General features: G+C 69.0%; 16 protein-coding genes. All 16 read right to left on the reverse strand.

The genetic code is table 11. From position 1 onward, the window contains the following. Nucleotides 1-16 precede the first annotated feature (16 nt). Nucleotides 17-1,000, reverse strand: coding sequence for an alpha/beta fold hydrolase (locus G4D83_RS42810; RefSeq protein WP_163870728.1), 984 nt, complete (start codon nucleotides 998-1,000; stop codon nucleotides 17-19). A gap of 366 nt (nucleotides 1,001-1,366) precedes the next feature. Further along, nucleotides 1,367-2,431 carry an NAD(P)H-dependent flavin oxidoreductase gene (locus G4D83_RS42815; protein WP_163870729.1) on the reverse strand — a complete coding sequence of 355 codons (1,065 nt, stop codon included), beginning with the start codon at nucleotides 2,429-2,431 and terminating at the stop codon, nucleotides 1,367-1,369. A gap of 147 nt (nucleotides 2,432-2,578) precedes the next feature. Beyond that, on the reverse strand, nucleotides 2,579-3,124 hold the full coding sequence (locus G4D83_RS42820) for a TlpA disulfide reductase family protein (RefSeq protein WP_163870730.1): 546 nt from the start codon (nucleotides 3,122-3,124) through the stop codon (nucleotides 2,579-2,581). 114 nt (nucleotides 3,125-3,238) lie between these two features. Further along, on the reverse strand, nucleotides 3,239-3,628 hold the full coding sequence (locus G4D83_RS42825) for an HPF/RaiA family ribosome-associated protein (protein WP_240357132.1): 390 nt from the start codon (nucleotides 3,626-3,628) through the stop codon (nucleotides 3,239-3,241). A 121-nt stretch (nucleotides 3,629-3,749) separates the two neighbouring features. Then, on the reverse strand, nucleotides 3,750-4,823 hold the full coding sequence (locus G4D83_RS42830; protein ID WP_163870731.1) for a hypothetical protein: 1,074 nt from the start codon (nucleotides 4,821-4,823) through the stop codon (nucleotides 3,750-3,752). 6 nt (nucleotides 4,824-4,829) lie between these two features. Beyond that, a complete protein-coding gene (gene tssH / locus G4D83_RS42835; protein ID WP_163870732.1) occupies nucleotides 4,830-7,487 on the reverse strand; it encodes a type VI secretion system ATPase TssH in 2,658 nt (885 codons plus the stop codon). Between the two features lie 87 nt (nucleotides 7,488-7,574). Next, complete coding sequence (tssG, locus tag G4D83_RS42840) at nucleotides 7,575-8,618, reverse strand: type VI secretion system baseplate subunit TssG (RefSeq protein WP_176436361.1); 1,044 nt, start codon at nucleotides 8,616-8,618, stop codon at nucleotides 7,575-7,577. Further along, nucleotides 8,582-10,336 carry a type VI secretion system baseplate subunit TssF gene (tssF, locus tag G4D83_RS42845; RefSeq protein WP_163870733.1) on the reverse strand — a complete coding sequence of 585 codons (1,755 nt, stop codon included), beginning with the start codon at nucleotides 10,334-10,336 and terminating at the stop codon, nucleotides 8,582-8,584. Before tssF ends, tssG begins: the two co-directional genes overlap by 37 nt. Before the next feature lie 28 nt (nucleotides 10,337-10,364). Continuing rightward, entirely contained in the window at nucleotides 10,365-10,760 is a 396-nt protein-coding gene (gene tssE, locus G4D83_RS42850) for a type VI secretion system baseplate subunit TssE (RefSeq protein WP_163870734.1), read from the reverse strand. Nucleotides 10,761-10,834: 74 nt separating this feature from the next. Beyond that, complete coding sequence (gene tssD / locus G4D83_RS42855; RefSeq protein WP_163870735.1) at nucleotides 10,835-11,326, reverse strand: type VI secretion system tube protein TssD; 492 nt, start codon at nucleotides 11,324-11,326, stop codon at nucleotides 10,835-10,837. A 117-nt stretch (nucleotides 11,327-11,443) separates the two neighbouring features. Then, nucleotides 11,444-12,928 carry a type VI secretion system contractile sheath large subunit gene (gene tssC, locus G4D83_RS42860; protein WP_163870736.1) on the reverse strand — a complete coding sequence of 495 codons (1,485 nt, stop codon included), beginning with the start codon at nucleotides 12,926-12,928 and terminating at the stop codon, nucleotides 11,444-11,446. A 25-nt stretch (nucleotides 12,929-12,953) separates the two neighbouring features. Next, the gene (gene tssB / locus G4D83_RS42865; RefSeq protein WP_163870737.1) at nucleotides 12,954-13,448 is read right to left on the reverse strand and encodes a type VI secretion system contractile sheath small subunit; all 495 of its coding nucleotides are present in this window, start codon (nucleotides 13,446-13,448) and stop codon (nucleotides 12,954-12,956) included. A gap of 83 nt (nucleotides 13,449-13,531) precedes the next feature. Beyond that, entirely contained in the window at nucleotides 13,532-15,403 is a 1,872-nt protein-coding gene (gene tssA, locus G4D83_RS42870) for a type VI secretion system protein TssA (protein ID WP_163870738.1), read from the reverse strand. 21 nt (nucleotides 15,404-15,424) lie between these two features. After that, entirely contained in the window at nucleotides 15,425-16,360 is a 936-nt protein-coding gene (tagF, locus tag G4D83_RS42875; protein WP_163870739.1) for a type VI secretion system-associated protein TagF, read from the reverse strand. Further along, nucleotides 16,360-20,073 (reverse strand): type VI secretion system membrane subunit TssM, encoded by a 3,714-nt coding sequence (gene tssM, locus G4D83_RS42880; protein ID WP_163870740.1) that lies wholly within the window; start codon nucleotides 20,071-20,073, stop codon nucleotides 16,360-16,362. The genes tagF and tssM overlap by 1 nt, the downstream gene beginning before the upstream one ends. After that, complete coding sequence (locus G4D83_RS42885) at nucleotides 20,070-20,807, reverse strand: DotU family type IV/VI secretion system protein (RefSeq protein WP_163870741.1); 738 nt, start codon at nucleotides 20,805-20,807, stop codon at nucleotides 20,070-20,072. Before G4D83_RS42885 ends, tssM begins: the two co-directional genes overlap by 4 nt. Nucleotides 20,808-20,809 lie beyond the last annotated feature (2 nt).

Here is a 20,809-nt window from a genome sequence, read left to right on the forward strand (position 1 = left end):
CGGCCCTCGTAGGGGACTACACCTGCCGCGCGGACTGAAGCCCCGCGGCGGGGTGGGCGCTCACCCGGGCTTCCGTCTGGTGGAGGAAGTCCCGGACCACGGCCACCGTCTTGTGCGGGTCTTCTTCCATGGGCACATGCCCCAGTCCTTCCATCATCACCAGGCGGGACTGGGGGATGCGCGCGTGGAACCGCCGCGCGTACTTGGGGAGGATCCACTCATCGCGACTGCCCCAGAGGATGAGCGTGGGGACCTTGATTTCAGACAGCCGCTCCTCGAGCGACGGGTCTGAGTCCTTCTGGGCGAAGCGCCGGCGGGTGGCCTCCCGATTGCCCTCGCGCAGGAGGACGTCCACGTAGAGGTCCACCGTCTCCGGCGTCACCTTCCTCGGGTCGCCATAGGTGCTCTTCACGGTGCGCTTCACCATGAAGCGCGGAGTCGTCCAGCGCACCACGCGGCTCAGCACGGGCGTCTCGTAGAGCCGGAGGGAGAACGGAATCGGCTCTTCGCGCCGCAGGCCGAAGGCGTCCACCAGGATGAGTCGCTCCACGCGTTCGGGGTGGACCACGGTGTAGCGCCAGGCCAGACCGCCGCCCATGGAGTTGCCGCCCAGCGTGAAGCGCTCGAGCCCCAGCGCGCTGACGAAGGCGTCCAGCCAGGAGACCTCCGCCAGGGGCGTGTAGCGGTTCTTCGGGTCCGGTCCGGTGAGGCCCTGCCCGGGCAGGTCCACGGTGATGACCCGGTACTCGCGCGTCAGCGAGTCCATCCAGCCTTCCCAGGTGTGCAGCGACGCGTTGGAGCCGTGGAGCAGCACGAGGAGGGGGCCTTTGCCCTGGTCCCGGTAGTGTGTCCGCAGGCCATCGACGTCGATGAACCGCGATGGCGAGCGTGCACGCCGTGTCTCGACTTCGCTCGCGGGACGGTCTCGTCGAACAGCCAACGCGAGGGCCGCGCCCCCCGCGATACCCAGACCGATCGCCCACTTCGCCGCGCGATTCATGAAGCCTCCGTGCGCGCCCGGACTCGTCACGAGTCCGGCCATGCGCGCGCGGAAGCTAGGTCCCTGGTCTCAGCCGCAGAAGTCGTCGGCGGCCTGTCTGCCCATCCGGGCAAGCATCTCCGCCGCGGTGGGGATGTCGCGAATCAAGCCCGTGGCTCGTCCGACGGGGCCGTGTCCGACGCTGTCGCCACACACACGGTCAGGGCGCCATGAAACTTCATTCGCTCCTCGGTGGCGGCGGCCAGCGGGTCGTCCTCGCGGCGGGACGCGCGCTCCTCCAGTTGCTGCTGGAGGGCACGGATGGTGTCGCCCGGCGGTCAGTTCAACCCACGTGGGATGTTGAACACGGTGGAGCGGTCCGTCTCGTCACCCATCAGACGAACCGCCCTCGCCACGGAGGCCGCGTTGTGGGCCAGCGACTCCTGGCAGGTCCAGGGGAGAGAGCTCCCTCACGCGCGGAAGTTGGAGCCGTTTTCCCAGACGCAAGAGAATCTCGGTGGCTTGCGTGTCCATCGCCTCGAGGATGTCCGCCGCGCGGGGGATGTCGCGAATCAGTCCCGCCACTTGCCCGCATGGGCTGTGGCCAATGGTGTAGTCATTGGCGGCCATGGCGGCGTTGTATTTCTCGCGTTCTTCATCGGCCACGAGCAGGAGCTCGTCTTCATTGCCGGACCAGCGCTCGGTCATCGTGTTCGTGAGGGCCCGGAAGGTGTACCCGGGCGGCCAGGTGATGTCGCGCAGGATGTCGAAGACGTTGGAGCGGTCGGTGTCATCTCCGGTCAATTCGATGGCCCTCGCCTGGGAGTTCTCGTTCACGAGGGCCTCCTGGCTGGCCCACAACCGGGAGCCCACCAGCGCGCCGTCGGCGCCCAGCGCGAGGACCGCCGCCAGCCCGCGCCCGTCGCCGATGCCTCCCGCCGCGAGCAGGAGTGTGTCGGGCGCGCGCCTGGCCAGGATGTCGGCGACCTCCGGGACCAACGTAATCGTCGCGCGGTTGGTCATCCCATGGCCTCCCGCCTCGCTGCTCTGGGCGACGATGACATCCGCGCCCGCCTCGAGCGCCTCGTCGAGCTGGGACAGTCGCTGAATCTGGCAAATCAGTGCCGCGCCCGAGGCCTTGATTTTCGCGGCGTAGGGGCGCGGGTCACCGAAGGACAACATGAAGGCGATGGGCTTGTAGGCCAGCGCCGCGTCGAGGAGCTCGGGTGTCTGGTCGAGCGACCAGGTGATGAGGCCTCCGCCGATGGTGGCGCCGCCGACGAGCGATTGCTGTTGGGCCATCCAGGCCATGTCGCCATAGCCACCGCCCAGCAGGCCCAGACCTCCCGCGCGGCTGACCGCGCCCGCGAGGGCGCCACCGGCCACCAGCGCCATGGGCGCGCACGCAATGGGATACTTCAACTGGAAGCGTTCAGTGAAGCGGGTCTTCATCGGTGCTCCTGGGGAGTGAGCCGTGAAGTTGATAAGCCATTCCCGTCGGAACAGACAAAGGCGCGGACCGGTGTCTGTTGGTTGGCGAATAGACGACGCGAGGCCCGCACCGCGCGGCAATGTCACATCATGCCGCGCTGGAACGCGCTACAGCATCCACCGCCACGACAGTCCGGCGAGCGTGGTGTAGCCCACCACGGAGCGCTCGATGCGCCCCTCGGGCGACAGGAAGAACACCGTGGGAAACATGTTCACCCGCCACGCCTGCTGAAGTGAGTCGTCACCCATGAGCACCGGGTAGTCCACCGCGTGCTCGCGCGTGAAACGCCGCACGGCCTCCTCGTCCTCGTAGGCCAGCGCGACGGAGACGACATGCGCGGAGTCTCCCGCGAGCCGACGCAGCTGGGAGAGGTTGGAGGACTCCGCGCCGCACACGCCGCACCAGGGCGCCCAGAAGGCGAGCACCACGGGCTTGCCGCGCAGTGACGCCAGCGACACCGTCTCTCCGTCCAGGGTGCGCAGCGTGAAGTCCGGCGCTGGCGCACCCGAGCCTGGAAGGTTGCGCGTCTGCCAGGTCGCCACCGCCGTGAAGACGAGCGCGAGGAGCACCAGGTCGACGCCCCACCGCACCCACCAGCGCTGGCGCGCTCGCGCCCAGGCGGCCCGTACGTTTCCCAGCGCTCCGCCTTGCATCCACGTCCTCCACACCGTGCCGCGCGGGCGCCAGGGCCCTCGCGGCACGGAAATCATCCTGCCACCGTCAGGGCCCTTCCGGGGTGGAGGGGCCCTGACGCGGCTCACCTCACGTCAGGAGGGACTGTGCTGCTCATCGGGCTCCCAGGGCGTGGTCCTCACGCTCTCCCCGTCGCCGCGGTGCGCGCGTCCCAGGGCCTTGCTCACCGCGTGGCCCGCGCGCTCCAGGGCCCGGTCCACCGCCCCGGCGAAGCTCGCGTCCACGGCCTCCGCCGCGAGCTGGCCGCCCTGCTCGAGCTGGACAGTCACCTTGGCCACCTTGTCCACGCCACCGCGTGGGCCGTTGATGTCCTCCAAGCGCACCATGACCTCACGAACCCTGTCGGACAGTCTCCCCATCGCGAAGCGCGCGCGGCGCTCCACGTGGTGACGCAGGGTGTCGGTGAGGGTGAAGTGTCGGGCTCGGATTTCGATTCGCATCCTCGGCTCCTTCTGGCCCACCATGGGCCTGTCTCCTATGTGCAGGCGCGGGAGTTTCGGCGCCAATAGGAAAAGCCCCGGAACCCCTTCGAAAAAACGAAGGGTTCCAGGGCGGAATGAGGAGGGACCCGGGGCTGTTGGGCCTTTACGGTCCGCCGCTCTTCGCCGCGGCTGGAGGCGTCTTCGCGGGCGGAGCCACCGGCTTGCTCGCCTCCCCGGCCTCGGGCGTCGCGGGCGCGGCCACGGCCGTCGCGGGCTTGTTCTTCGGCGGCATGGGCACCAGCGGCTTCTCCGGGTCCATCTTCGCGCCGATGCGCACCTGCTGCTCCACCATGCGGGACCAGAGCGAGGCCTTGGTGCTGACCAGCGCGTTGGACTCGAGCACCAGCGTGCGGGTGTCCTGGGCCCGGCGGTAGATGCGCGGCCCCACGTCCGGCTGCGCGGGGTCCGAGTCGCTCACCTGCACCTGCTCCTGCACGCCGACGCCCGCCTCGCTGAAGGACAGCGTGGACGTCAGCTCGAACTTGCGGATGAGCTGGTTGGGCAGCTTGAAGGTCGCCTCGCGCGCCAGCGGGAACCACGCGGCGCCCAGGCACATGCGCTCCGGGCTGGACACCGACTCCGTGAAGAAGCGGTTGCGCCGCAGCGGCATGATGCGCGCGTACCGGCGGCACACGTCGGTGCCATCCGTGGTGCACGCGTCGCCCTCCGCGACGAGGATGTCCGCGCCGCCCACGCGCTCCAGGCGCAGCTTCGCGTTCTTCGGCATGGAGCGCAGCGAGCCCAGCGCCTCCACGCGGAAGCCCTGCTCCGTCGTCTCCACCAGCGCCACCGGCCCGAGGGCCTCGCCGTTGGTGAAGCGCCGCGTAATCACCCACGCCAGCCGCTGGCCGGCCTTGAGCGTCTCCAGCACCAGGTCCTCTTCGGTGAGCTTCGCCGCCGGGGGCAGGGGCAGGGCGTCCGGGCCGGCCTCCACGCAGTCGTCGGCGGTGGGGTCCTGCCACCACACGGGCGCGCCCGCGCAGTCCACCGCGGGTTGGGGCGCCGCGCTGGTGTCCTTGTCATAGCCGTGCAGCAGCAGGGCGAACCAGATGTCCGGCGTGGGGAAGGAGCGCGCGTTGGGGCCCGCCTCGGCGAAGCACATCGCCGGCTTGGGCGCGCTGGCGCAGCCGGCCAGCAGGGACAGGGCGACACCGCAGACCTGAAGCGTTCGTTTCATGGGTTCTCAGGCCTCGGCGAACCGGAGGTCCCAGTCGCCTTCCGGGGTGAGGGCCACGTGCAGCTTGGGGGGCACCGCGCCACCCACCAGGTGCTGCAACAGCTCGCGGGAGAGCACGGGCATCAGCGAGCCCTGGAGGATCTGCTCCATGTTGCGCGCTCCCATCTCCGACTCCGTGCACCGGCGCGCCAGCTCGTCCAGCAGCTCCGGCGCCAGCGTCGTCTCCACGTCGTGGGCCTCGCGCAGCCGGCCCACCAGCTTGTTCAACTTCATCTCCGCGATCTGCCGCATGACGTCGCGCTGCACGGGGCCGAAGGGCACCACCGTCATGCGCGCCAGCAGGGCGGGCTTGAAGTGCTGGCTGAGGGTGGGGCGGATGGCCGTCATCACCTGCTCAGAGGAGGGCTCCAGGCCGTCCTCGAACATCTTCATCACCCGGTCCGAGCCCAGGTTGCTGGTGAGGATGATGACGGTGTTCTTGAAGTCCACCGCGCGGCCCTCGCCGTCCGTCAGCATCCCCTTGTCGAACACCTGGTAGAAGAGGTTCATCACCTCCAGGTCGGCCTTCTCGCACTCGTCCAGCAGCACGACGGAGTAGGGCCGCTGCCGCACGGCCTCCGTGAGCAGGCCGCCCTCGCCATAGCCCACGTAGCCCGGAGGCGAGCCGATGAGCCGGCTCACCGTGTGCTTCTCCTGGAACTCGCTCATGTTGAGCGTCGTCATGAAGCGCTCGCCGCCGTAGAGCGACTCGGCCAGCGCCAGCGCCGTCTCCGTCTTGCCCACGCCGCTGGGCCCCACGAAGAGCATCACGCCAATCGGTGCGTCCGGATTGCGGATGCCCGCCTGGGAGATGCGGATGATTTCGCCCACCTTCTTGAGCGCCGCCTCCTGTCCACGCACGCGGGTGCGCAGCCGGTCCTCCAGGTTCAGCACGGCCTCCAGCATGTCACCGCGCATCTTCCCCACCGGCACGCCCGTCCAACCCGCGACGACGCGCGCGACGATGTCCGCGTCCACGTCCGAGTGCACCAGCGGAAACTCGCCGCGCGCCGCCGCGAGCGACTTCGCCGCCGCGTCCACCGCTTCCTTGAGCGCCGCGGGCTCGGCGCCCGGGGCTGGTTCTCTCAGCGCCTTGCGAGCGTCCATCAGCGCGACGACGGCAGCGCGCTCCGTCTCCCATCTCGCGTGAAGCGAGGCCCGCGAGTCCTGGGTGGCGCGCAGCTTCGCCTCCGCTTCAGCCAGTGCCTCCCGCGCGTCCTCGCCACCTTCACCGTCGGCCAGATCCCGCTTGAGCGCGTCGCGCTCGCGCTCCAGGCCGGAGATCTCCTGCTCCAGCGCCACCAGCTCCTCGGGTCGCGTGGACAGTTCAATCTTCACGCGGGCAGCCGAGGTGTCGAGCAGGTCCACCGCCTTGTCCGGGAGCTGCCGGCCGGAGATGTACCGGCTGGACAGCCGCACCGCCGCGGTGACGGCCTCGTCGCGGATGGTGACGCCGTGGGACGCCTCGTACGTGGGCCGCAGGCCGCGCAGCATCAGCTCCGCGTCCGCCTCGCTGGGCTCATCCACCTTCACCGGCTGGAAGCGCCGCTCCAGCGCCGCGTCCTTCTCGAAGTACTTCTTGTACTCGGCCCACGTCGTCGCGGCGATGGTGCGCAGCTCGCCCCGCGCCAGCGCGGGCTTGAGCAGGTTGGCCGCGTCGCTGCCGCCCTGTGAGCCACCGGCGCCGATGATGGTGTGCGCCTCGTCGATGAACAGGATGATGGGCGTGGGGGACGCCTTCACCTCGGCGATGACGGCCTTGAGCCGATTCTCGAACTCACCGCGCACGCCCGCGCCCGCTTGCAAGAGGCCCAGGTCCAGGCCGAGCAGGTCCACGTTGCGCAGCGCCTCCGGCACCTCGCCTCGCACAATCGCCCAGGCCATGCCCTCCACGAGCGCCGTCTTGCCCACGCCCGGCTCGCCCACGAGGATGGGATTGTTCTTCCGGCGCCGGGAGAGGATGTCGACCATCTGCCGGATTTCGCGGTGACGGCCGAAGATGGGGTCGATCTTCCCCTCGCGCACGCGACCGGTGAAGGACGTGGCGAAGCGCTTGAGCGCCTCGTCACCACGGCTTCCAGAAGCGCTCGCCGAGCCGCCGCTGGAGCCGCTCGCCGCGCCGTCGGAGGTGACGACCTCCACGTTCTCCGGCGAGGGCTGGAGCAGCACGTCCAGCGAGCCGAGCAGCTCGTCGCGGGAGATGGCATCCAGCTCCGGGAAGATTTCAGCGGTGTAGCGCGAGCGCCGGGTGATGAACTGGACGAACAGGTGGCCCGAGCGCAGCCGCGTCGCGCCGTGCTCCACGGAGGCCAGGAGCCATGCCTCCTCGAACCACTGGAAGAGCGTCTCGGAGAAGACGGGCCGCCCGGCGTTGCCGGCGCGCAGGCCCTGCAGCGCGCGCTCCATGCTGGTGGTCAGGTGCCGCTTGTCCACGCCGAAGTGGTGGAGCAGGCGCGCCACGTCCGAGTCCTCCGGCTCCAGCATCTGCGCCAGCATGTGCTCGGGGACGATTTCGTAGAAACGTCCCGCACTCGCGCGCGCCACCGCCGCTTCCAACAGGCGGGTGGAGGTGGGCGTCAGGCGACGGACAAGCGCTTTCGGATCGACGCGAATGGGAGCCCCCAAGCTGTGACGACGGTGGTCGAAGGGTATACCGGGCGGCTCTCACGCCGTAAATCCCCGCACCCCGGGGCCGCCCATCTTGTGACTGTCTCATCTCACGACAGGAACACTCAGGTGTGTCTGCTGGCTGGAGCCCAGCCAGGTGTCGCGGCCGAGCTGGCTCGGCTCCTTGCGCGAAAGCCGGAACTGCTGGCGGACGCCCTCGGTGAGACCGAGCTCCAAATCGTATTCCAGCGGGTCCCTGACGAAGAGCGACACCACCTCCCGCACGAGGGGGAGCAGGTCTCCATCCGGCATCAGCCGCTTGTACGCGCGCGGCGGCAGCGGGCTGATGTGCAGCTGAATCTTCCCCGTCCGGTCGAACGCCTTGCCCCCCAGCAGCATGTTGCGGCCGAGCTGGTGGTTGGCCCGCCCCAACTGCACCCGGGCGTCGATGTCCACCCAGCGGCCCACGAACTGCCGCACCGACACCCGCGCGCCCTCCAGGTCCTCGTTGAGCACGTCCTGGAGCGCCACCTCCAGTTGCTCCGCGGTGCGAGAGCGGCTGGCGAGCAGCGGGGCGATGCGCAGGAGGCGCCAGGTCGGCAGGCCGCCCTTGCGGGGTTGCTCGTACGTGTCGAAGCCGCCCAGCGCGAGCAGCCGGCGGGACCACTGGTCCGTAAAGGACGTGTCCGTCTCGCTGGTGATGCGGTACTTCGACTCGATTCGATACAGCAGCGACAGGAGCCGGTGGTGGAACAGGTCCAGGAACTCGCGCCGCACGGGCGCGTCCGGGTCCTCCTGCGCGACTTCCTCGGCGATGTAGTGGGGAAGGGGGCTCACCGCGCCCGTCAGGCCCAGAAAGCGCGTCACCACCTCGAACAGCGGACGGCTCGAGTACGGGTCCTCCGGCCGCACCGGCACCTGCCGCAGCGTCACCTCGCTGACGTCGCCGGAAGGAAACCCCAGCGACGGGTCATGCCGGAAGCGGATCATCTCCTCGTTGACGGGGCCGGACCCGCCCACGCGCACCGCGTCCTTGGTGAGCCGCTCCAGGAAGGCCACCAGCGGGAAGAAGCCCACCCGGGGCGCCGCCTCGGCCAGCTTCCGGGCCGCTTCTACAAGAGCGTCTGGGAGCCGTTCCTCGGAAGCCACATGTACTCCGTCTGCGAGGGGTGGAGGCGGATGCTCAGCTCGTTGAAGGAGTTGATGGTGACGTGGGACGCGAGCAGCTCCTCCAGCACGCAGCCGAAGAGGAACGAGTCCCCCACGCCCATGAAGTTCTCCTCGTCCAGGTCCACCCGGGTGCGGTGGCCTCGCAGCGGCGCGCCCTCCAGGAAGCGCGTGACGGGTTTGGTCTCCACCGCGCGGATGGAGTTGATGCGCAGGCGGCTGGCGCGCGCGGCCAGGTTGTCCGTGAGCGAATGGAAGTTGTACAGGTCCATCAGCCGCCGCAGCGCCGCCGCGTCCGCCAGCGAGTGCTGGTTGATGGCCAGATGCGACAGGAGCCGCCAGTGCAGCTCCGTGCCCAGCGGCGCGCGCGCCGGCCGGCTCACCGGGGAGATGTTCTTGAACTTCGCCTGCGTGGGGCTGGCGGACGTGGACTCCGTCAAGTCACCCACCTGGAGCCGCGACGGCAACATGCGGTTGGTGCACGTCAGGTCGATGGAGAGCGCCTCCTCGGCCCCGAGCACCGGCGCCACGTCGCGCGGGGTCTCCAGGGTGATGTACATGTCGATGCCTTCGTCCAGCGGCGAGTGCGTGCGCCGCAGCCGGTAGAAGGACTGCTCCGCGTCGCCGCCCGCCGTGTGGCTGAACTCGAAGAAGGGCCGGTAGCCGCGCCGCTCGTTGCGGCCCGCCTGGAGGCCCGTCACCGAGTCCACCGAGTACACCTCCGCGTGGTTCGCCGGCAGGTCCGCCGCGCGCAGCAGGTGCTCTCGGTCCAGGGCGTTGTGCAGGACGGGGTTGGCGGTGGCGGGGAAGAGGTTGACGACCGGCGCGCAGTGCAGCCGGAACATCTCCCGGTGGATGCGCGCGTCCAGGGGCGGCGGCCGCTCCAGGTGGAAGGCAATCTCGAACCGGTCCTCGCGCACGTGCGTCGCCGCCGCGTCCAGGTTCTTCACGTCGAAGAACAGGAACTTCTCCGGCAGCGTCAGGTACTCCTGCAACAGCCGGTAGCCCTCGCTCGCGCGCGGCCACGGCAGGAGCCGGAAGTCGCGCTGGAAGCCCACCGCCTGGATGGCGCCCGCGGGCAGTTTGATTCCGTCGCCCTGCGAGGACGCGCCGCGCACGCGCACCTGTCCGCAGTAGCGGAGCAGGCACAGCAGCACCACGGCGGAGGCGGAGTGTTCCCCGTGGATGAACAAGCGCAGGCCCTGCTGACGAAACACCTCGGCGCGGCCCTGCTCCGTCGTCTGGAAGGACAGCCGCAGCACCGGAGACGTAATCGACGAGCGGTCCAACAGCGCGTCGGTGAGCTGCACCGGCAGCAGGTCCACGTCCGTCGTGGTGCGGAACACGCAGCGGGTGCCGTCGATGGGCTGCGAGGCGACCTCCGCCCCGGCGGGCAGCCTGGAGCGGCCGCGCAGCGCGCGCAGGTGCGGGGAGAACTCGACGATGGACGCGGCGGGCAGGGGGCGCAGGTAGTGCGGCAGCAGGAGCTCCGTCAGCCCATGCACCAGCTCCGGCACGTCGTCGTCCACACGCTCGCGGATGCGCGCCGTCAGGAAGGCGAAGCCCTCCAGGAGCCGCTCCACGTCCGGGTCCGCGCCGCGCTCCACCAGCAGGCCCGCCAGCGACGGGTTGGCCAGCCCGAAGGCCCTCCCCATCTCCCGCAGGTACGTCAGCTCGCTCAGGTAGTACTTGCTGAACATCCTCGCCCTCCGCCCAACACCTCGCGGTTCACCACAGGTCCACGCGCCCGCCCGGCTTTACCTGCGTGTGGAAGCGCACCGTGCCTTTTCGCGTGCGTGTCGCGAGCTGCGCGGTGATGTCGAAGCGCAGCGCCGTCGGATCATCCGGGTCCGGCGTGTGCGTCACCACCACGCTCTTCAGCCTCGGCTCGAAGTCCTGGATGGCCGTGCGGATGGACTGCGCCATTCGCGGCACCGCCGACGAATACGTGTGGACGATGTCGTTCAAGTCCAGGATGCCAAAGGCCGGCGCCGCCACGGACTCACCCTTGCGCGTGTTGAGCAACGCGCGAAGGTGCTCCGCGATGGACTCCACCACTTCGCCCGGTGGGGCGAGCGCGCCGTTGCCTTCGGCGATGCGTGACAACAAACCTCGGGAGCCCATGCGTGTCTTTTATCGAGGCCACCCCCGGCCGCCCGCGTCGACTGCGCCACGGACGACCGGTGGAGGAGGACGCATCAGCGCTGGGTGTCCCAGGTGTCCTCGTGCGTCTGGCCGCCGTTGGTGTACGTCCAGTTGATGGTGTGGAAGACGAAGTTGATCTCCTCCATCGGCGGGCTGTTCGAACCGGACGGGATGAACGCGTCGGGGACGAACTGCTTGATGCTGTTGATGCGCGCCTTCTTGATGGACGTCGTGTAGAACTGCTCGGTGGTGCCGTCGCCCGTGGGGTTGGGGCGGAAGAACTTGAACGTCGCCTCGATGACGGTGTTCTCGCACAGCGCCTTCATGAGCAGCGGCGAGGCCTTGTCGATGCGCTTGCGCAGGGTGATGCCCTCGTACTGGCGGCGGCCCACGGCCAGGCCGGAGCCCGACTCGCGCGCGGTGAACACCTTCTGCTCGTAGTAGACGGCCTCGATGGCGCCCTCGCGGCCGAGGCTCGTCTGGGTGCTCTCACCCTGGATGTCCTGCCCGTTCGCCTTCAGGTACACAAAAACTGATTCAGCCATGGAACGAACCTCTTTGCTGTGCGCGCGGAGGCGCGCGGGTGACCCAGGCTCGCTTCAAGCCTGGGAGTGGAGCCCTCAGAATAGCTGATCTCAACGACACTGGGTGAAGCGGGTCCATCACTCCTTGTCCAACTTACCCACCAAGGACAGGGTGAACGACGCACCCATGTACTTGAAGTGGGGACGCACCTGCAGGCCGCAGCGGTACCAGCCCGGCTGACCTTCCACGTCCTCCACCACGACGCGCGCGGCCTTCAGCGGACGGCGCGAGCGCACCGCGGGCGCCGGGTCATCCATGTCGGAGATGTACTGGCTGAGCCAGTGATTCAGCTCACGCTCCAGGTCGGCCTTCTCCTTCCAGCTGCCAATCTGTTCGCGCTGCAGCACTTTGATGTAGTGCGCGAGGCGCGTCATGATGAACATGTACGGGAGCTGCGTACCCAGACGGTAGTTGGTCTCCGCCGCCTTGCCCTCCGGGGTGTTGCCGAAGAACTTGGGCTTCTGGGTGGAGTTGGCGCTGAAGAACGCCGCGTTGTCGGAGTCCTTGCGGAAGACGAGGCCGATGAAGCCCTCCTCGGACAACTCGTACTCACGCCGCTCGGTGAGCATGACCTCGGTGGGAACCTTGGTCTGGATCTCCCCCATGGCCTCGTACTGGTGCAGGGGCAGGTTCTCCACCGCGCCGCCGGACTGGGGTCCGATGATGTTCGGGCTCCAGCGGAACTTGGCGAAGGAGTCCGCCACGCGCGACGTCAGCGCGACGGAGGCATGGCCCCACAGGTACTTCTCGTGGCTGCCGACGACGTCCTCGGTGAAGTTGAAAGCCTTCACCGGCACCGTCTTCTCGCCATAAGGCAGACGCAACAGGAAGCGCGGCAGCGCCAGGCCCACGTAGCGCGCGTCCTCGCTCTCGCGGAACGAGTGCCAGCGCGCGTACTGCGGACCCTCGAACAGGGACTTGAGGTCCTTGAGGTCCGGCAGCTTCAGGAAGCTGGGCTCACCGAAGGTCTCCGGCGCGGCATTCGCGATGAAGGGCGCGTGGGCCATGGCGGCCACCGACGCGCACTTGCGCAAGAGCTCCATGTCGCCCGGGCCCACGCCGAAGTCGTAGTTGGCGGAGATGATGCCGTAGGGCTTGCCGCCGAAGACGCCGTACTCGTTGGAGTACACCAGCTTGTACAGGCCGCTCTTGACGACTTCGGGCGCGTCCTCGAAGTCCTTCTGCAGGTCTTCCTTGGAGACGTTGAGCATCTCCACGCGGGTGTTCTCGCGGAAGTCCACGCGGTCGACGAGGAACTTCAGCGAACGCCAGGACGACTCCAGCTTCTGGAACTCGGAGGCGTGGAGGATTTCGTTCACCTGCGACGACAGGCGCTTGTCGATTTCGGCGATCATCGCGTCGACGAGCGCCTTGTCCACGCGCTCCTCGGAGCGGTTGGGCGCGAGCATCTCCGTGATGAAGGCCTGCACGCCGCGCTTGGCGACGTCGTAGCCCTCGTCCTTGGGCTTGAGCTTCGCCTCGGAGAGGATTTCGTCGAGCAGGGACAGCGAGGCATCGGCGCCGGCAACCGGCGACTTCTGGGTCAGGGTCTCGGTAGGCATGGTGTCTTCTGTTCCCCGTAAACGGTTACTTGGACTTTTCCTCGAGCCCCAGTTCCTTGATGAGCGCCTTGCGGCCCTCTTCGTCGGCCAGGAGTGCCTGAAGCTTCTTGCGGAACGCGGGAAGGTTGCCCAGGGGCCCCTTGAGGGCGTTGAGCGCGCTGCGCAGCTCCAGGAGCTTCTTCAGCTCGGGAACCTGATTGACGACGCTCTCGGGCGTGAAGTCCGACAGGTTCTTGAACTGGAGCGAGACACTCATGCTCGCGCCCGCCTCGTTGGACAGCTTGTCCGCGGCGGTGAGGGTGACCTTGAGATTCTGCTGGGCCATCACCTCGTTGAAGTTGCCCTTGTCCACGTTGATGGGCGCGCGCTGCTCCAGAGGCCGGTCATCCGCCTGGCCCGTGAAGTCCCCCATCATCAGGACCTTCAGCGGCAGCTCCACCTGCTCCTGGGCATTTCCGGTGGCGGGCTTGTAGACGATGTTGACGCGCTCGGTAGGGGCGACGGAACTCTCTTTGCTCATCTGCGGCTCTCTCCTTGAGACCTACGTAGAAATGCGCGGGCGTCGCATGGGGGGAGGCTTCGCCGCGGAACAACCTGGTGACGTCAGGGGCCGACGACGCGGAGCGCGGCGGAAGAATCCAACCGAGCGAGACGACGATAGCGGTTTCGAACTTTTGCTGCCAACCGTCCCCCCTCCTTTTCCTCGACGGTGCGGGTGGCGAGCCAACCCTCGAGACAGGCCGCCGCCAACGAAGGCTCCCACACGTCCAACGCATGAGCTGAAACCTCGTCGTCGAGCGCGTCAAAAAGCGCGCGCGCCAGCGGCAGTTGTCCGGCTTGCGCACACAAGCGCGCCAGGGTGAGGCGGGCGACGAAACGCGCGCGGCCCGTGCCGGCGGCGGCCACATCCGCCTGGAGTCCGGCGACCAGCTCCTGCACGCGGCCCTCGGCCAAGAGCGCCTGGGTCTCCTCTTCGCCGAGCGGCTGGGCGTGGGGAGAGTCCGCGTCGGGTGACAGCGGGGGCAGGGAGATGGCTGTCGTCTGGGGGCGGGCCGGGGACGCCGCGGTGGCGCGGGGGGCGGCTTGAAGGACCTCCGCGCGCAACCAGGCGCGGGTGGCCTCGTCGGTGAGGGGCGAGCCGTCGGCCGCGAGCAACTCCTCCACGCCCGGCATGCGGCGCAGTTGCACGCGCAGCTCCCGCACCAGCGCGGCGTGGGCGGCGGTGTGGGTTTCGCCCAGTCCCTTGAGCGCGGCGGCACTGAAGCGGTGCGGGCTCAATGAGAAGCGGTGCTGGACGACGGCGGCCTCGGCCTCGTCGAGCAGCTCGCTCCAGCGCTGGTTGGCCTCCAGCGTCTCCAGCTTGGTGCGCAGCGAGTCCGGTAGCGGCTGGAGCGTCGTGCGGCCGTTGGCGCCCGGGACGGGAGGACGCGCCAGGTGCAGCCAGACACCGGTCCGCAAGAGCCGGTAGGAGACGGGGTCCGCGTGGCTCGCGTGTCGCAGCGCGCCTGCGGCGCTCAGGAGCGCGGCGCCGACGTTGCGCAGGAAGTCGGTGACGGCCTCGGTGCTGGAGAGGTCCGGCTGCACGGGAAGGGTGGGCAGCGGCGGCACGACGATGTTGTTTGAAGCGGACGGGCCCTGCGGGGTCGTCGCGCCACGTGGCGCCACCGAAGGCTGAGCACCGTTCTGGGAGGACGTGGGGCGCGGCGGCTGAGCGGCCTTCGGGGATGCGTGCCGCTCGCTCGTGGGCGCCTCGTTCCTCGGGGCCGTGTGAGTGTTCACCGGTGACGAGGCTTCGGCGTTCGCGGGAGTGGAGGCGGGGTTCGAGGCCGGCTCCAGGCTCGTCGCGCCCGTCGCGTCGTTCACGGTCTCGGCAAGGGCGGAGTCTTGCGGAGGCGCCGCGGGGAGGGGCTCGGGCAGGCCGGCGCGCAGCCGCGCGATGGCGTCCTGAATCGGGCCGAAGGCGGGTGCCTGGTCCGCGAAGCGCTCACGCGACAGGGTGGACAGGCGCTTGATGGCGAAGGCCAGCGCGTCGAGCGACTCGGCGCTCACGCTGGCCTGGTCGAGGGAGGGCAAGAGCTTGCCCAGTCGCTCCACGAACCAGCCCACGGCGTTGGCGCGCGCGCGCAGCCGCTTCATCTCTGGAAAGAGGTCGGGCCAGAAGCGCTCCGTCACCTCCGCGAGCAGGGCCGCGCCGGTGGCGGCGCCGTCCATGCCCCGGGTGACGTAGAGGCCGTAGGCCAGATACGAGGCGAGCCAGAGGTCCTTGGTGGTGCCCTTGAGCAGCTCGTCGGCGCCGCGCACGACTTCGTCCCAGCGCACGGCGTTGCTGGCGGGGGACTCCAGCTTCGCCACCTCGGCGGTGATGGCCTCGTAGGCCGGCTCATGCTTCGCCTGCATGCCGGCGGGCGCGGTGCCGGGCACGGGCTCCAGCCAGGGACGGGCGCGCTCACGGAGCTCTTCGAGGGTGGGAGGCATGGTGCGGGGCTTCGGGTGCTTTCAGCGCGACAGCGCGCGCAGGAGCTGGTCGAGGGTGGTGGAGGGGGAGTCGATGACCTGACGCGCGGAGGCCGTCAGGCCCTTGCGCGCGTTGTCGATGGCGGCGGGGCGCTCGGTGCGCAGCGGCCACACCTGGGCGCCGGGGCGGCCGGGCTGGGCGAGCGCGAGGAAGACGGAGGGCGACGCGGAGCCCAGGCTCAAGAGCAGCCGGGGCTTGTCTCCCTCGGACCAGAAGAAGGACGGCGGCTGGTGGGGCCAGCGCAGGAGGCGCGAGGACAGCTCCAGCCACGCCACCGGGCCCACGCGCGCCGTCAACGGACAGTCCAGCACCACGCCCGCGGCGGACTGCTCGCGTCCGCGCTCACCGATGCAGGCGGTGAGGAAGGTGTGCAGCGCGTAGTACTGCCCCCCGGTGGGCGAGCCCTCCGTCACGGGGCCCAGGAGGTCGGCGAGGTGGTGCTCGGCGAGGACGCTGTCGCGCAGCCGCTCGGCCACGCTGAAGTCGCCCGGGCCCGGGACGGGCAGCGCCGTGGTGCGCTCGGTGAGCTGCGGCACGTCCAGCTCCGCCGCCGCGCGGGCCAGGGCTCCGGCCGCGCGAAGGAAGGGCTGATAGGCCTCGGGCGTCAGCGCGAAGCGGGGCGCGGTGCTGGCCGAAGGGACTTCAGTGAAGACGGCCAGCGGAAACGCGCGGCCCACGCTGTCCACGCTGGGCGCCATCAGCCCCACCAGCGCCTGCTTCTGGCCGGGCGCGGTGAAGACGAAGTGAGCGGGATCCGAGGGCAGGTCCATCCGTGCCTTGCGCGCGCGCTCCACGCCGGCCTCCATCCACGCGTAGAGGTGGAGGGCGAGTGGCGTGGAGGCGTTGAACCGGACGAACTCCGCCTGGCGTGGCGTCTTTCCCAACAAGCCGATGCGAGGAGGTTGCTGCACCGCCATCAGGGGGCTCCGCCCGCGGCCACGGCCTCCGGCGCACAGCCCTTGCCAGTGAGCGAGATGCCCATGGGCACCTTCATGCCGGAGTCCCGGAAGATGCCCATCAGCTTGGACGTGTTGCCCGCCAGCCCGAAGAAGGGGTTGGTGGTGCGCTCCGGCCGGAAGTCGATGGAGACCTGCGCGCCATCGATTTCATCGATGTCCCACGTCGCCGTGAAGTAGCGCCCATCCGGGCTGGGTTCGATCTTCTTCACGCGCTCGAGCAGCCGGAACAGGCCCCAGTCACCCTCCTCGTCCTGCACCGATTCGGTGGCCCCATCCACGCTCTGCACGACGAGGCGTGCGCCGAGCTTGCCGGCCTGGCCGGGCCAGATCATCGGCTTCCACAGCGTGTCGGGACCGTTGCGGTACACCTCGTCGGTGCCGTCGAGCGTGAAGATGATGGAGGAGATGCGCGACGCGGCGCCGTCAGGGGAGACGCCGGGGCGGATGCGCACCTGGAAGCGCACCAGCGGGTCCACCATGCCCGCCGATTCACCGCCCGGGAACAGGGTGGCCGCGAGGGCCTGCGTCTTCTCCAGGAAGGAGAGCAGCTCCGGCCGATAGTGCGTGCTGGCGGCGGAGGTGAAGTCCCACTTGCGGCCCGTGGCGACGAGCTGCTCGCTGAGCTGCTCCTTGATGAACTTGCGCAGCACCCCGGTGTCGGGTCGCAGGAACTCCGCGACCTCGAGTAGCGGCGCGTCCTTCTGTGAGCCGGGGGTGAACGGGTACATGTCCTTGAAGGCCCGGTTGAAGGGGAGGGCCACCTGCTCGCACCACAGCTTGCTCTTGTCCTGAGCCTGGCCCTGGGCGATGACGACGATGGTGTCCTTGAAGGGCGGCAACAGCAGGCGCTCGAAGATGGCGATGTTGTCCGTCTGCTTGCGGATGAGCATCTCCACGTAGCTGCGCGCGGCGTTGCTCTTCTTGGTCAGCTCCGCGCCCTCTCCCGGCTTGTCCTTCGACGCGAGCATCGCGGTGTGCACGGTGACGAGCTGCTCCTCGTATTCAACGAGCGCCGTCAGCGTCTCCTCGCCGTCGTCCGTCTTGTAGCGCTCCGTGGCGAACCGGATGATGGAGGCGAACTCACGTGCCACGTCCCGGGCCAGGATCTCCTCTTCGCCGGAGGGGGCGAGCGGGTTGAGCTTCTCCCGGTTCTTCTCGATGACGGCGTCGTCACCGGAGCCGAAGATCTTCTGTACGGACGCCGTCAGCTTGTTCGTGCTCGTGGCTTCGACCTTGGGGACGCGTCGCTCCAACTGGACGTTGTTGACGATGGAGTTGAACAGCCGGCTGTAGGGCTTGGGTGTGCCGCGCGTCAGGTTGGTGAGCAGGTCCTCCAACTGGACGTTGTCCTTGGGCTCGGACACCTTGATGGCGTTGAGGAAGTCCTTCCACTCCTGGATGTAGCTGGAGAAGTAGAGCGAGCGCAGTGCCCGCCGCGACGCCTCCACGTCCATGTTGACGTCCCGGTCCAACACCCACGCGTCCTGGTCCGAGAACGCCGAGTCGAGCTGCTGCTTCACTTCGTTCTCGTAGGCGTTGCGGGTGAAGGCGCCGCGCACCGCCATGTTGGAGCTGAACTGCGGCACCGAGCCCATCAACTGCTCCAGCGTGACGTCTCCGTACTGCGTGCGAGTGGTCTCCACGATGCGCGCCAGCTCCAGCTTCTCCAGGGGCACCCGGATGAGCGCGCGGCGCGCGCCCACGATGATGGCGCGCTCCCGGGGGAAGGCGATGCGCTCCGCGCTCGCGGGCTTCTGGTCATCCGGCAGGGCCTGCTCGGCCCCCAGCATCTTGATGAACGTGGTGGCGTGGGTGGCGACCGTCCCTTCGTCCAGCGCGCTGCCACGCACGCCCGCCCAGTGGTCGACAATCTGGCGCACCAGCCACCGGCGCTGCGTCTCGTCCAGCTCCGGCTCCTTCGGGTCCCTGGGCGTCGTCACCAGCAGGTACATCTTCAGGTCATCGACGTACTGCTTGAACTCGGCGGAGCGGCGCGCGTGCTCCCTCGGGTCCCTGAGCGCCAGCATGTCCGGGCTGCGCGCGAAGCCCTCCAGCCGTTGCTGGATGAGCTCGAACTGCTTGCCCAGCAGCACGCGGCGCAAGGCGGTGTTGTAGAACTGGCGCGCCTGCGGAAGCAGCTTGTGGCCCTGGTAGAGGCCGAAGCGCATCCACACCGGTGCGCCTTCCTCCTCGTGCCGGGTCAGCTCCTCCAGGCGCTTGCTGAGCGGCAGCAGGTCCTCCACGCGGCGCACGTCGTCGCGCGGGTCCAGGTTCACATCGGTGATGGCCTTGGTGACGGCCTCCGCCAGGAAGCGGTTCTGGAAATAGGAGAGGGTGGGCATGGACAGCAGCAGCGCCGTGGCCGCCAACGCCGCGCCCGCCAGCACCATGCTCTGCCGGCGCACCCGCGCTTCCTCCAGCGAGCTGCGCACCGCCACCTGCTGGTCCTGGAACATCACCTTCGTGAAGACGTCCCAGAGGAAGTAGCTGCGCCCCTCGGTGGACGCGCCGTCTATCTGTGGCCGGCCGTTGCTGGTGCCGAACAGCTCACCCGCGGACGGGGACACCTTGTCCACCGCGCGCACGTCCTGCGTGCCGCTGTTGAAGTACAGGCCGCGGAAGACGGGCGTGTCCTGGAACACGTTCTCCAGGAAGAGCGGCTGGAGGAACTCGGCCAGGTTCTTCCGGAGCGCGTCGAAGCGCTGCGGGAAGCCGTAGATGTTCTCGCGCGTCTCCAGCCGGCGCTCCTGGCCCAGCCGCCGCAGCGAGCGCTGCTCCAGCACGGAGAGCATCTCGTCGAAGCGCTCGCGGAACAGGTCCGTGCTGGCGTCCTTCTGGTGCTCCAGCGGCACGGTGAAGCCCCAGACCTGCCCGCGCTCCACGCGGGACAAATCGGAGAACATCTCCACGAAGCCCGGCAGCAGGTCGCACTTGGTGACCATCACGTAGACGGGCACCAGCATCTTCAGCCGGCCGGTGATTTCGTCCAGGCGCTCGCGGATGGTCTGACCCATCTCGCCCACCGCCTGCGGGTCCGCCGTCATCAGCTCGCTGACGCTGATGGCGACGATGAGGCCGTTGATGGGGCGGCTGGGGCGGTGCTTCACCACCGTGTCCAGGAAGGCCATCCACTCGGGGCGGTCCTCCTCCGCGCTGGTATAGCGGCCCGCCGTGTCGAGGATGACGGCCTCGTTGGTGAGCCACCAGTCGCAGTTGCGCGTGCCACCCACGCCGCGCACGCCACCGCGCGCGGAGAGGTAGGGGAACTTCAGGCCGGAGTTGCGAAGCGCGGTGCTCTTGCCCGCGCCCGGAGGGCCGACGATGAGGTACCAGGGCAGCACCGCCAGCGCGTCCTTGCCGCCGCGCGCCAGCTTGGACGCCTTGAGCGCGCCCACCGCCTTGGTGAACTCGTCCTGCATCGCCTTGATTTCGGGCTGCAGGTCCGGCCGCACCGTGGCGGCCTGCTCTTCGCCTTGAGCCGCGAGCGCGCCTTCCAGCTTCTTGGCGGCGCGCCGCGCGCGGATGCGCTTGACCACCCACACCACGCCCATGGCCAAGAGGCCCGCGAGCGCGGCGACGATGGCGGCCTGGGGAGGAGTGAGGCCCAGGTAGCTCATCAGCGCGAACATGGGCGCGCCGATGCCCAGCAGCGGTAGCAGGTAGGCCATCATTGCGTGCCTCCCGGGTTGGCGGTGGCGCCCGTTTGCGGCGGAGCCAGCGTGCCGGCGACGTTCTTGGCGGCGTGAAGCTCGATGCGGCTCGACAGCTCGTCCACCTTGTCCTTCAGGAAGAACTGCAGCACGCCGTAGAAGAGCACCGCCACCGCCAGCGAGCCCGCGGACAGGGCCAGCACGGGCGTCTTCCTTCGCTTGGAGAGCAGCGAGTCGGTGGGGCGCTCACCGTGCGGCGACAGCACGTCGAAGTCGAAGGGGCGCGCGCGCTCCAGGTCCTTCTTCACCGTGTCGATGAGCGTCATCAACTCCAACTCGCCGCCGCGGATGCGGTAGCGCCCCTGGAAGCCGAAGAGCATGCACAGGTAATAGACCTGGAGGACCTCGGCGCGGTGCGGGTCCTTGCGCACCAGGTCCAACCTGGCGAAGAAGCCGTCGCCCGCGATGTTCTCGTTGAAGTAGTGGAGCTGCAGCGGGTTGGTCATCCAGAACTGCCGGTACTCCTCCGGCCGGCTGAGGACGACCTCGTCGATGAGCGCCACCATGGCGTAGGCCATGTCCTGGGCGTCCTGGTGACTGAAGCCGAGCACCGCGGCGCGCCGCAAGAGTTCGTCCACCACCCCGCGCAGGCGGTGATAGAGCGTCTCCGGCGGAGGAATGGCCGCCGCCTCCGAGCCGCGCAGGTGGATGGCGGCGTCGAAACAGTCCTTCGTGGCTTCCGTCACTCGGTCCATGG

Source organism: Myxococcus eversor (assembly GCF_010894455.1).
Lineage (GTDB): Bacteria > Myxococcota > Myxococcia > Myxococcales > Myxococcaceae > Myxococcus > Myxococcus eversor.